Origin of the sequence: Shewanella eurypsychrophilus (assembly GCF_007004545.3) — a bacterium.
Classification (GTDB): Bacteria; Pseudomonadota; Gammaproteobacteria; order Enterobacterales; family Shewanellaceae; genus Shewanella; species Shewanella eurypsychrophilus.
In genome coordinates, this window is record NZ_CP045503.2 from 937,292 (window position 1) to 950,375 (window position 13,084).

The window sequence follows — 13,084 nt, forward strand, 5'->3', positions numbered from 1 at the left end:
TGTAACTTCAGGTAGATGTAATACCAGTCGTATAACGGTGAATAACTGTCGATATGGGGTTCTATGCAGTACACTGCGTGGCAAACGATATAATAAAAAATTGAGAAGGAATAAGCATGTCAGAATTAATGAAAGTTAGTCTAACTAAAGATGCACCTGCTGCCCATTGGGGGAATGCCGATGTGACCTTTAATAATGAGCAAGCGATTATTCATCTTCAAGGTGGTGATGAATTACGTCAAATTCAACAGGCTGCTCGTAAGCTGCGTAGCCAAGGTATATCTCGTATCGCGCTTGAAGGTGAATTATGGAATGTCGATAGTCAATGGGCTTTCTCACAAGGATTTGCGACGGCTAAATCGACGCCCGATATTCGTTGGGCGGGTGCAGAGTCAACTCAAACCGAATTGACCCATCGTTTAGAGAGCGCAAACTTTGCGCGTCACCTGATCAACGAAACACCTGAAAATCTCGCTCCGGTTAAGCTGGCAATATTAGCGGCTCATTGGCTGTCTGAAATCGGTGGTGAGAAAGTCACTTATCGAGTTATCGAAGGGCAAGAGCTTTTAGAGCAAAAATGGGTGGGTATACATGCAGTAGGTCGTGGTAGTGAACGTCCGCCTGCAATGCTGGAACTGGATTTCAATCCACTTGGAGAAGACGCACCTGTATCTGTTGCCCTCGTTGGGAAAGGGATCACTTTTGATTCTGGCGGTTATAGCATTAAGGCTTCCGAAGGCATGTTAGGCATGAAGTGTGACATGGGCGGAGCATCGACAGTCACAGGAGCGCTCGGTCTTGCGATGAAGCAAGGTCTTAATAAACGAGTGAAACTATACCTTTGCTGTGCAGAGAACCTCATCAGTGGACATGCTTATAAGCTTGGTGACATTTTAACCTATAAAAATGGCGTAACAGTGGAAGTGGTCAACACAGATGCTGAAGGCCGTTTAGTGTTGGCCGATGGTCTTCAGGCTGCATCTGAAAGTGGTGCAGGCTTGATTATCGATGCTGCAACACTGACTGGCGCAGCAGTGATGGCTGTTGGTACTAACTATAATGCTATCTTCTCACCATCTAGCGAAGTGTTGGCTATGACACAAGCCAAAGCGGCCGAAGTGGCTGAGCGAGTGTGGCCATTACCCCTTGATCCTTGGCACAGTGAGATGTGTCCATCAGCCTATGCAGATACCGCCAACAGTCGTCCTATGAAGGGTGGTGGAGCGGGTGGAGCGTCTAATGCCGCAGGCTTCCTTGCACACTTTGTATCGCCTAACATTAACTGGTTACATATGGATCTAGCCTCTGCCTTTGCAGACTCTCCCAATGCCCTTTGGGCAGCGGGTGGTACAACTCATGGTATGTTGACCATAGCTGCTTTGCTGCATGATTAATTATCCAGCTAAGCAAAAGGCCTGATAAAGCGGTGTTAGTTTAGCTTACTAAAAATGCTTAGCTAGGTAGTCAAAAAAAGCCAACTCCTTAATGGTGTTGGCTTTTTATTTGCCTATTTGTACTGGTTTTGCGTTTTTATGCTTTCAATATAATCGAAAGCGAAATTATAACCTGTTGCGTTTTTGTTGCCTAAAGCGGTATCTTAGATGTGTTTTTTCGGAGGAATTGAATCTACTTCGATATTTACAAGGATATTTTGATCGCTTATAGAGCTCCAGGGAATGGCACTTTTATGTATATTCGTTTCGATGAGTTTAGTATTGATACCTTACAATTAGAGTTTATTATTAAGGGACATCCGGTTCCGGTCGATGAAAGGGTCTGTTTACTTTTTAGTTTACTCATCGAAAATTACCCAAGTCATTGTAATAAGCAAATCTGCCTCGATCATATTTGGCCTGATACGATTGTGTCAGATATGTCTTTATCTAAATTAGTTTCCGATGCCAGAAAAGTATTCAAACAAGCGGGTTGTAGTGTGGCGATTATTCAAACCGTTCATGGCCGTGGATATCGACTCTCTCAAGAACTTGGTAAGCAGCTCGCTAATAATTTTGTTCCACAAGATAAAAGTATTATTCAGCCTATATCAGTCAATGAACTTTCATTGGAGCAAGGTTCAGATACCAAACAGCCCAAATATGACAATGGTGCTAAGGTTAATAGGCAAGTTTCAACACTCGATAACGACAGCCGTTATTTCAGTATTAAGCTGACAGTTTTTCGCAATAAACTTGATGCTCTTGTTCGTGAATGGCCTAGAGTGAGCAGTATATTTTGTTCCATTATTGTCAGTGTCGTTGTGCTATATGCCTTAGCTTCTACTCATGTTTTTGATCACTTCCTCATATCTGGTCACAGTGAGATCAGTGAAAAAGAGATAGTGTACAGCGAGCCTGTTGATGCTATTGGTAGAGTACTCTGGGTGGATGATTATCCTGAAAACAACTCGGTTGAACGTGAGTTTCTTAGAAGTCAGCACCTTGGGGTTTACAGCACGACCTCTTCGAAGGAGGCGCTGCTACTGCTCTCCTTGTACCAATATGATGTGATCATCTCTGACATGGGGCGCGAGGAAGATGCCATTGCCGGTTTGAAGCTTCTAGAAAAAATGCGTGCAGATGGCAATAAAATACCCTTCTATATATACACACTGAATGCTACTGAAGAGTTGATTGAGCAGGTCAGGCTTAGTGACGGCCAGGGTGTTGCTGTTGATTCGACTGCGCTTTTTAAGCAAGTGATGCAACACTTTTGAGCTAGTTTAAAACCCTTCAGTATAAAGTTAAATATGGCATCGTGATGTGTTACTCATGCTTTGGAATGACAAGAGTATCTATTTATTATCTTTTTTAGCGCTGTTTTTATCTTCTATATCTCGATATTAGCCTATTCAACTTTTTTCACATCGTTTCAAAGTATATGGCTCAGATTTTACCTCTGTCTGTGTTTTAATTTATTCATCAGCTATCGACTGGTGCAGAATTCTTCACTTGCTTCCTTGAAAAAGGAAGCATTTTTTTTGTCTACTCGAGGTATTACCTGTTCGTTAAATTGATTTGTTATTAAAAAAATCTTCTTATGCTTTCCAGTTCAACATCCATTCAGCCGCGCTCACATAGACTGCTTGTTACTTAAAATGCAACGCCTTGCGAGAGTCGATGAAAATACACGATACCAGCTTAACCTTTGATGATATGCCCAGCTTGATGGTGCTGCTCGATTCCGTTGCCTTTATGTGGTTTATTGCATTAGTGACGGTTTCGATTTTCTCTTGGGTGGCTATCAAGCTTTGGCATCTACACTCGTTACCTAAGTACATGGCGAAAGAGAAAGGCATGCATCAGGCGAAACTGATCTTCTGGCTATGTATGTTAGGCCTGATTTGGAAGCCGTTATGGGTCATTGCTGTGATTGCGATAGTGACAGATTGGGACAAGGCACAACTTTGGTTTAAGGGGACACGCTCATGAAAGAGATAATGTTGCCCTATATCTTTATTGTCTGGTTACTGTTCAAATTTAAAGTGATTAAACCCAGACCGAGAAATTACTTTATCAGTGTGTTTATTGGCTGCTTGATTGCGATAACCTTATTTATTGCTCATCGATTTTATTCGCCGGCCGATCTCACCAACTCAACGATAGTAAGAGCGCCACACTCTGTGCTTTCACCTGCACTAGGTCAACAGATCGATAAGATCTATGTCGATCATAATCAATATGTAAATGAAGGTGAGCTACTTTATACCTTGCGAGACGATTCAGTGATCAGTGCAATCGATGAAGTGCTGGCGAAGAAGCAAGAGATCCAGCGTACTGTGGAAGCCAAGCAGGTCGAATTTGGCCAAGCAAATCGTGATTATATCCGTAATCAGAGAATTCAAGACCATGTTAGCGAACGAGACTTGGAAAACTCAGGCGATAGAGTTGAGATAATTCAAGCTGAGCTCAGGGTACTGGAAGCGCAATTGGATGTGCAGAAAGCTAAATTGCGCAATCAGCAATATGAGCTGAGTCGCCTCAATGTCACTGCCCCTTTCGATGGTATGGTGACCCATGTTTATATTGCCGGTGGTTCCCGCGTAGGTGCGATGCACTTTTGGCAAACTAATAATAAATTTGTCGAGATGCGTATCCCGGATCAATCCTTTGCCTATATCAAAAAAGGGCAGTTTGCCGAGTTTTATATCGATGCGTATCCAGGGCAGATATTCAGGGCAAGAGTTCACAGTAAGGTTGAAGCAACCGGTGAGGCACAGGGAGATATTTTACCCAGAGAGCAGTCTGTCGGCAGGCATATCTCCCTTGGCGCAATGCCCATTGGCCGCACCGTTATCCTAGAGGTCGATGAAGATACTATGGCCATGCTGCCGATTGGCGCGACCGGCTCTGCCTGGATAAGTGCCGATAAGCCTCACAGTATACTGGGCTTCTTGGACATTATTGGCGCAGCAACGGTTCGTTTAGTCGCGACAAAGTCGTACCTAAAGGCGATTTAACCTATAGTCAGTTCCTAGGATCTAAAGTTTAGATCTTAGGATTTAGTCCGCTCAATGTAGATTTACAGATTTCTCTCATTGGGGTACTCGATTTTTTATTGCATTGGCCATGAGCGCAAAATATGATACTCGACGCCATCAACACCATTGATTGACTGATAAAGGTGTAGTTGATCTGGTCGCAGAAAAATTGATGGGCTTTCTATTTTTTGAAAGGCTTGTTGTGGATCTTTCTTTGCTTTTCTGAATAAGGTGATGTGCGGGGTAAAGTCCGGTTTGGTTACTGCTCTTTTCCCGGGAAAAGAAAGTGAAGCCAGTGAGTAAGATATCTGCTGGCAATGTTCAACAGTAAGCAGTAACTGAGGATCGCACTTCATTTCAGCTGAAGCTGCCAGACACAATACTTGTGGTTTACGCCACAGGATTAAGCTATTTAATTTGACCTGAAACTTAGGCCAGCCGCTGGTGTTATGAATATTGTCTAATGCATTGATAAGAAATGTAAATGACTCCTCATTAACTTGGCCTAAAAAAGCCAGCGTCATATGGAAATTGCTAGATTTAACTGGCTTACCAACGCCTATGGGCTCGACTCTCTTTAGCTTGTTTTGTATAAAAACAAGCTGTTTGCTCTGCTCTTGATGGGTACTGATACCTAAAAATAATCGTTGCAAGCTGCTTATACCAATTCCATTGAACATATGATTAATTCAGAGCTTTCTCAGGGCTTTAAATTCAAGGCGCATTGTTGACGAAATGGTTATTCCCTTTCGAGGCAATGCAACGCAGAAGTAGAAGCCCTGAGAAGCTCACGAAGTGCGGGTTAAAAAACACTTTAAGCTGCGAAAGTGGCTTTCGATATAGAATAACTATTAGCTTCAATCCCCTTATCTTGCCTACAGCGTTTTTAACTCCCGCTGAATGGTCACTTGTTTAATGGAAATGGTATTACACCTTATATTTCCGACGACTCTTTTTACATTATGGCTTTTAAAATCCTATATTGGTTAAGATTCTCATTATTCATGTGATTTTTCGGCAAGCTTACATTTGCAGCTGTGACATGCCAACATGACAGCAATCATGTAAACTAGCTCGCTATCTGCCATCTAGACCTCACTTTCCTTGAATCAATTACCGATACACAAACTTCTACAGCCTTTAAGAGAGGCTTTTGACCTCAATAACCAAGTTATTTTAGAGGCGCCTACAGGCGCGGGTAAGTCGACGGCTCTGCCGCTGGCTATGCTAGATTGGCCTGAACTGAAAGGTAAAATACTGATGCTCGAGCCAAGACGAGTCGCAGCGAGAAGCGTGGCTCATTATATTGCCAGTCAACGAGGTGAGCAGATCGGCGCTGAGGTAGGTTATCGGGTCAGAGGTGAGTCAAGATCTAGCGATGCGACGCGATTAGAGATAGTGACTGAGGGAATACTGACCCGTATGATCCAGCAAGATCCCGAGTTAACGGGGATCGACCTGATCATCTTTGATGAGATCCATGAACGCCATCTCACCACAGATCTCGGTTTAGCACTGGCTTTGGAGATCCAAGGATCGTTTAGAGAAGATCTCAAAATTCTGGCGATGTCGGCGACGCTTTCCGGCTTGCCATTATCTCAATTAATGCCTGATGCCTGCTCACTTACCAGTGAAGGACGAAGTTTCCCCGTTACGCTAGCGTATCAGAGTTTAGCTGAGTCAAAGGGGCGAACTCAGGCTTCAAACCCCTATCAAAACCGCACTCAGGTATGGCTAGAGTATATGGGTAGATGTATTGTCGAACTGCTTAATGGTGACGACAAGCACCTTGCTAATAGTGACGCCAGTATAGATACCGCAGGTTCTTTGCTTGCTTTCCTTCCCGGACAAGGGGAGATCATACGTTTACATGACTATTTAGCCAGTCGACTGGATTTAAAGCAATTTTCACTCTGTCCCCTGTATGGCAGTCTGCCTGCTAAAGCGCAAGATAAAGCCATAGCGCCAGCCAACGACGGCAAGCGCAAGGTGGTGCTGGCTACCAACGTTGCCGAGTCGAGTTTGACGATTGATGGTATCACTATGGTGGTCGATTCTGGTTATAAACGCCATGCGAGTTTTAATCCCAGAACGGGTGTGACTCGACTGACACTCAAGCGGATCAGTCAGGCCTCTGCGGCGCAGCGAGCAGGGCGTGCGGGTCGATTATCACCTGGTTATTGTTTGCGACTATGGAGCCAAGAAGAGCAGGGAAGGCTATTAAAGGCGGATGAGCCGGAAATACTTCATAGTGATCTTGTTCCAATGGCACTGGATGCTGCTTGTTGGGGGGTAAAGTCAATTAACGAGTTACCCATGTTGACCCAGCCTTCAACGGCTAATGAGGCTGTGGCTTGGCAGTTACTGACTTTGTTAGACATTATCGATGCACAGAGAAAAATCACCCCCCATGGTAGCCAAGCTTATCAGTTAGGTTGTCATCCAAGATTAGCCCATATGTTATTGAAGGCGAAGTATCTTTCCCTGACTCAGGCGGACAAATATCTCGTTGGTTTAGCCTGCCTACTTGCTGGTATCTTGGAGTCGCGCACGCTGGGGCGACATGGCGTCGATGTGAGTCACTATCTCAGAGAAGCCACTCAGGGAGAAACTGGCAAGCAAGTACGTGGCTGGATGAAAAAGTTAAAGGTTAACCTAGATTTATCTCAGGTTATCTCATCTGTCACCAGTAACGATATTGCTTTCTTGTTAGCGCTGGCCTATCCGGACAGAATCGCCAAGAGCCGAGGTGTCTCGGGTTATCAGCTGGCAAACGGTACCGGTGTGGCTCTCAGCGAAGATGATCCCTTAGCGAGAGCCGATTGGCTGGTGGTGGCAGATTTTCAGGAAAGTGAAGGACGAACTAGCGGACGTGTCTATCTCGCTGCCCAACTAGATGAAGCTTTGTTTAAGGATCGGTTATCTTTCCTGGTTACTGGTTTAGATTATTGTGGCTGGGATGAGTCGAAGGGGCGTTTCTTTGCTGAAACAAGACAAAGGATCGGTCAGATAATATTGAGTAAAAAGACAGCCCAAAAGCCAGCCCCAGAACAGATTAAACGGGCTATTTTTGAACAGATCCGTAATAAAGGCCTAGATTTACTCAGTTTTAGCCCTAAGGTGACACAACTGCAACTGAGAGCGAAGCTAGCTAGAGAGCTCGATGCTGGTACATCTTGGCCAGATATCAGTGAGCAACAGCTATTAACCGACTTAGATGAATGGCTAGGCCCTTACATTAATGATGTAAGAAGCCTGTCACAATTGCAGTCACTTGACTGTTATACTCTGCTGCTTAATTTATTTGAGTGGGACAAGCAGCAGCGACTCGACAAGTTGTTTCCCTGTCATTGGCCGATGGCAACAGGTACCAGTGCCGCAATTACTTATGATGAGTCGGGTATTGCACGACTCAGTGTCAGACTGCAAGAGGCATTAGGTATGGCTCAAAGCCCTATCCTGGCTAATGGAAAGCTTACCGTGTCTATGGAGCTGCTTTCTCCTGCACGTCGACCTTTAGCATTAACCGCCGATCTAGCCAGTTTCTGGCAGGGGCCTTATGTTGAAGTGAAAAAAGAGATGAAAGGCCGCTATCCGAAGCATCTATGGCCCGATGATCCGGCTAATACGTTGCCAACAAAATTTACCAAGAAAAAGACACTAAACCGCAAAACCTAGCGTAGAGACGCAGGGCCAAGACATTGCCGTAATAATCGATTTATCGGAATAAAGATGACCAAGAAAGAGACCACCAAGAAAACCGTGTCCAAAGCGGGTGCCAACAAAGGCGCGGCTAAAGCTGATTCAAAATCTAAAGCAAAAGCAAAACCTAAGGCTAAGCCAGGTAAGAAACCCTCATCTCGGAAGGCTTCAATTGGCTGGGGTCGCAGAATTTGGTCTATTGGCTGGAAGCTTGGGTTAATCGTGTTTGCTGCAGTCACCATTTACAGCATTTATCTGGATCAGATTATAGCGCGTAAATTCGAGGGCCAAAAATGGCATCTGCCGGCGCAAGTCTTCAGTCGTTCGATGGCGTTATATCCTGGTGCCGCTGTGAGTCATGGACAGATGATTTCTGAGCTTAAGTTACTGGGTTATCGTAAGGTCGCGAACCCAAGACAAGTTGGTGAGTTTTCTGCTTCCAGAACTAAAGTCGATCTCTGGCGTCGGCCTTTTTTGCATCCTCAAGGCGATCAAGCCGAGCAGAGAGTGATGATTGCTTTCGATTCTCAAGGGGTAAGCTCGGTGACACGATCTCTAGATCGTCGTCAGCTGGCGGTGTTTCATCTCGAACCAGTATTACTCGATCGCATCATCACAGGCGATGCCGAAGACAGGGTGTTTGTGAATGCCGATAAGATGCCGACTTCGATTATCGAAGCACTTATTCTCGTCGAAGATAGAAGTTTCTACGAGCATCATGGTATCAACCCATTCGCAATCGTACGCGCATTGATGGTGAATATCAGCGCTGGTCGCACGGTACAGGGTGGCTCGACACTGACTCAGCAATTGGCTAAAAACTTCTTCCTGTCGAGCGAGCGTTCATTGGTGCGTAAGGCTCGTGAAGCGTTAATGGCAATGATCATCGATTTTCGTTATGAGAAAGATGAAATTTTAGAAGCTTATCTTAACGAAGTGTATATGGGGCAAGATAAAGCTCGGGGTGTACATGGAATGGGGCTCGCTGCTCAGTTCTATTTTGGTCGCCCAATTGCGGAGCTGACCTTATCGCAACAGGCCTTCTTAGTCGCAGTGATTAAAGGACCTTCCTACTATAATCCATGGCGTTATCCTGAGCGTGCTCAAGAGCGACGAGATCTGGTGCTAAGACTCTTGATGGAAGGCGAAAAAATCTCAGTGGCTCAGTACCAAGCTGCGGCTGAATCACCTCTGGGACTGAGAAAGTCAGACAAACCGGTACATCAAAAGCTGCCGGCTTTTTTTGCTGTGGTAAAGCACGAACTCGCGAGACGCTTTGGTGACTCACTACTCACTCAGTCGGGAATTAAGATTTACACCACTCTCGATCCTATGGCACAAGATGCGGCTGAAAAAGCAGTAAAGAAAGTGATGCCGCACTTAGCTAAAAACGATAAATCACTTCAGGTCGGCATGGTATTGACGGATAAAGTGAGTGCGGGCATAGCTGCCATGGTTGGCGATAAAGTCCCAAGTTATAGAGGCTTTAACCGCGCGGTGGAAATTCGACGTCCAATAGGTTCACTGATCAAACCTTTTGTCTACGCCACAGCGCTTGGGCAAGCTGATAAGTACAACCTGGCTACCCCACTCAAAGATAAACCCATAACGTTGAAAAATGGTCAGGGGAAAACTTGGTCACCACAAAATGTCACCAGGAAGTTTAGCGGCGAAGTGCCCCTGCTAACTGGTTTCAAGAAGTCGATGAATGTGCCAACGGTTAATTTAGGCATGGAAATAGGCGTGAGTAGTGTTGCAACCACCTTAGATAAGGCTGGCTGGCGAGACAAAATTTCTGAATACCCATCTATGTTATTGGGAGCGGTTAATGGCTCGCCTCTGATGGTGGCTCAGGTGTATCAAACGATCGCGGACAATGGTCGTTATCGTCAGTTATCTTCGATAACCGCTGTGCTAGATAAAGACAATAACCCGCTACCTGTAGCTAAAATCCCCCAGAGTCAGGGGATCGATATAGCGACTAACTTCTTAGTGCAATACGCCATGACTCAAGTGGTTCAATCGGGTACGGCAGCACGTTTAGGCAAGGTATTTCCAAGAACAACTCTTGCGGGTAAGACGGGCACCAGTAATGACACGCGAGACTCCTGGTTCGCAGGCTTCGATGAACGTAATGTCGCCGCCGTTTGGGTGGGGCGCGATGATAACGGCAAGACAGGCCTTTATGGCAGTAACGGCGCCATGGCGGTTTACCAAGATTTCCTTCAAAATCGACCGCCCATTAGTTTGCGACGGACACCCGTTAATGGCGTGGTAAATGGTCATTTCGACCGTGCTACTGGTAAAGCGATGGAAGCGGGCTGTGCTAACACGATTGCGTTACCCGCGTTAAGTGGCAGCTATCATCCAGCGAAAAACTGCGGCGAACCACTATCGTGGTGGCAGAAGATTACTGGTGGCTAATAGGGAGAGGGGGTTGTCAGATAACAATCCCCTTAAATATCTTTTTTGCTTCGGTTCATGAGGCTGAATTAGTATTTGGTTTTATGTCGAATACCAAAACCTTATAGTTATTTATCACCTGCCGTGGGTGCTGTATAAGGATATACGAATGTCGTGAAGGTATGGATGCCTAAGAGCGACCTTAAGTGTAAGCACTTCTGTGACACGCTGGCTCTTGATTTCATAAGAAGTGTCTCTATACGCTCTGCGGTTTCAAACTACCTCCATGTTTAAAGGCCAGTTCGACATCCTGTCTCTCGTTCGAAGAGTATCACTTCGCGATACCTCACCCTGAAACCGAAGCCCACAGCCGCATCTACATCAGGTTATTCATTTCTTCGATTGGAGTTTACGGCTCGTAACTAACTTCTGTCGGATAGGCGGCACTTGTTGCCAAGTGCCGCCCTCCTAAGAACCCAGCGTGCAACTTTCACTGCACTGGGCTCAAGCCTCCACTAAGGCGTGTTACGTTACCCAGCTACCTACATTACATTGCAGCCAGAGCAGGTTCGAACCAAGAATTACGACTTTGCTTTTTCGGTTTCCTCTTAACCAAATAGGCTAGATATTGAGGATCGAATGGCGTGGCAGCACTCCTGATTTTCACATGTCTCTTTATCGGCGTTTGAGCTATCTGAACCAGATTAAAATGGCAGTCCATGTTGGCGATTTTCTGCCAGCCGTGGAATTGCCACCCACCTATGCGATTCATGTAGTATTTTCGACGTACCCAGTCTTTGCTTTTCGTTAGGTGACGCCTTACCGCCCATCGCCATAACAACCAGAAAAGTTGATGGCCTACATAATCGAAAGTTCGCTTTGCCACACAATGACGATAATAATTCGCCCATCCTCTCAGCTTCGGATTCAAAATCTTAATGAGATCGTTTACTGGAATAGTTGCGTGCTTTTTGACGAGTTCGCGTAAGTTACTCAAAAATGATAATACATTGCTCTTACTTGGTTTAATAAGCAGTTTGCCTTTGTACTTCCTAAGATTGAATCCCAGAAAGTCAAAACCATCATCAATATGAGTGACATGCGTTTTCTCTTCAGAAAGTGTTAAGCCTCTTTCTTGTAGAAAACCAATTAGCTGCGGTTTGATTTCGTTAAGTAGGAACTGTTGTGAAGTCCCCGTTATTACAAAATCATCTGCGTATCCGATGAAGTTGACCCTATCACCTGTTTTACGAGCAATAGACTTAACCAATTGTTCTAACCCAGCAAGCGTGAGCAGCATCAGAGTAGGAGATATTATCCCACCTTGTGGTGTCCCTTCTGCCGTTTTATAGAACAATCCTTTGTCAACAAAACCACAACCAAGCCATTGTTTCAGCATTCGTTTATCTAATTGAATGTTATCGATAAGCCATTGATGACCAATCTTATCGAAACAGGCTTTGATGTCTCCCTCAAGAACCCATTGGCTAGAGTTTTTCTGACACAAGCATTTGAAGCATTGCGCGATGGCATCGGCAGTACTTCGGTTAGGTCGAAAACCATAACTGTTTGGGTCGACAATGGTCTCAGAGATAGGCTCTAATGCAAGAAGGTGGAGGGCTTGTTGCGCCCTATCTATCATGCAAGGAATGCCTAGGGGTCTGAGTTTGCCGTTTTTCTTGGGGATATAGATACGCCTGAGCGGTTTGGCTTGATAGCCTTTTCTGCTCAGTTGATTGACCGCCGCCATACAACGGACATCGGTGTTCCAGATGATGCCGTCTATTCCTGGCGTTTTACTGCCTTTGTTTTGAGATACTCGTTTAACAGCAAGAATCTTTGCTGCTCTTGAGTGAGTTAGTATCCACTGCAATGCTTTCGCCTTGCCGTGTTTACCTTCTCGGATTGCTTTTGCAATGCGCATTTGAAGCCTTAATACATGTTGCTTAACCGCCTTCCAGTTAATGGATTGCCATTGAGCATTGTCAGGAGATGCACTAACTTCGTTTGAAGCCATCATTTGCGTTTCTCCTTAAATAAAGTTCTTCAAATCATCTTGCAACGGGAGACCAGCTAGAAGTCAGCTCGCTTTCGCGCCAGATAAAATCAGTATCCGCATCATTACAATGCGGCATTCGCTTTTTCTAGCCTCCTTTACCTGCATGACTATCGGCAGCCTTCGCAGGCCACTTTCCCCAAAGGGAGCAATACAGGCTTACCCTGTTCCGTATGTCGCGCAACGTCAGGTTAGATGCCCACTATAGTGCGGAGAGTTATTTGATCACGAAAGAGCACTGTCCAATCTCTTTCCAACTCTCGTGCCTTTTGGCCACAGCGTATTAACCACTTCCGCTGTTTCTCATATAACGCACCTTAAATGGATTCACTTACGTTCATCATACTGACACCCTAGCACTTACCCGATTGTGGTTATCAGGAGGAACATCCTCTCACGATTCTGTTCCCGTCCAATGGACTTCGTTACATTGTCAGACTCGCTGC

8 protein-coding genes are annotated in these 13,084 nt (G+C 45.2%); 6 read left to right on the top strand and 2 right to left on the bottom strand.

Going from position 1 to position 13,084, the window contains the following annotated elements; genetic code table 11:
* Window positions 1-116: 116 nt before the first annotated feature.
* The 4 genes from pepB to FM038_RS03895 all read left to right on the top strand — a co-directional run bounded on the left by pepB (window position 117) and on the right by FM038_RS03895 (window position 4,456).
* Window positions 117-1,394 carry an aminopeptidase PepB gene (pepB, locus tag FM038_RS03880; protein WP_142872039.1) on the top strand — a complete coding sequence of 426 codons (1,278 nt, stop codon included), beginning with the start codon at window positions 117-119 and terminating at the stop codon, window positions 1,392-1,394.
* Window positions 1,395-1,687: 293 nt separating this feature from the next.
* Entirely contained in the window at window positions 1,688-2,713 is a 1,026-nt protein-coding gene (locus tag FM038_RS03885; protein ID WP_142872040.1) for a response regulator, read from the top strand.
* 403 nt (window positions 2,714-3,116) lie between these two features.
* A complete protein-coding gene (locus FM038_RS03890) occupies window positions 3,117-3,428 on the top strand; it encodes an Mg2+ and Co2+ transporter (RefSeq protein WP_142872041.1) in 312 nt (103 codons plus the stop codon).
* The gene (locus FM038_RS03895; RefSeq protein ID WP_142872042.1) at window positions 3,425-4,456 is read left to right on the top strand and encodes an HlyD family secretion protein; all 1,032 of its coding nucleotides are present in this window, start codon (window positions 3,425-3,427) and stop codon (window positions 4,454-4,456) included. Before FM038_RS03890 ends, FM038_RS03895 begins: the two co-directional genes overlap by 4 nt.
* 95 nt (window positions 4,457-4,551) lie before the next feature.
* On the opposite strand, the gene thpR is transcribed toward FM038_RS03895, so the two are convergent.
* The gene (gene thpR / locus FM038_RS03900; RefSeq protein WP_142872043.1) at window positions 4,552-5,130 is read right to left on the bottom strand and encodes an RNA 2',3'-cyclic phosphodiesterase; all 579 of its coding nucleotides are present in this window, start codon (window positions 5,128-5,130) and stop codon (window positions 4,552-4,554) included.
* A 451-nt stretch (window positions 5,131-5,581) separates the two neighbouring features.
* Between thpR and hrpB the strand changes: the two genes are divergently transcribed.
* Entirely contained in the window at window positions 5,582-8,155 is a 2,574-nt protein-coding gene (hrpB, locus tag FM038_RS03905; protein WP_142872044.1) for an ATP-dependent helicase HrpB, read from the top strand.
* A 54-nt stretch (window positions 8,156-8,209) separates the two neighbouring features.
* Window positions 8,210-10,603 (top strand): penicillin-binding protein 1B, encoded by a 2,394-nt coding sequence (mrcB, locus tag FM038_RS03910; protein ID WP_142872045.1) that lies wholly within the window; start codon window positions 8,210-8,212, stop codon window positions 10,601-10,603.
* A gap of 526 nt (window positions 10,604-11,129) precedes the next feature.
* Here the strand turns inward: mrcB and ltrA are convergent.
* On the bottom strand, window positions 11,130-12,602 hold the full coding sequence (gene ltrA, locus FM038_RS03915) for a group II intron reverse transcriptase/maturase (RefSeq protein WP_142872046.1): 1,473 nt from the start codon (window positions 12,600-12,602) through the stop codon (window positions 11,130-11,132).
* Window positions 12,603-13,084 lie beyond the last annotated feature (482 nt).

Excerpts from the sequence above, each read along its gene's own strand:
- pepB (WP_142872039.1), top strand. The coding sequence starts at position 117 with ATGTCAGAATTAATGAAAGTTAGTCTAACTAAAGATGCACCTGCTGCC.
- FM038_RS03885 (WP_142872040.1), top strand. The coding sequence starts at position 1,688 with ATGTATATTCGTTTCGATGAGTTTAGTATTGATACCTTACAATTAGAG.
- FM038_RS03890 (WP_142872041.1), top strand. The coding sequence starts at position 3,117 with ATGAAAATACACGATACCAGCTTAACCTTTGATGATATGCCCAGCTTG.
- FM038_RS03895 (WP_142872042.1), top strand. The coding sequence starts at position 3,425 with ATGAAAGAGATAATGTTGCCCTATATCTTTATTGTCTGGTTACTGTTC.
- mrcB (WP_142872045.1), top strand. The coding sequence starts at position 8,210 with ATGACCAAGAAAGAGACCACCAAGAAAACCGTGTCCAAAGCGGGTGCC.
- ltrA (WP_142872046.1), bottom strand. The coding sequence starts at position 12,602 with ATGATGGCTTCAAACGAAGTTAGTGCATCTCCTGACAATGCTCAATGG.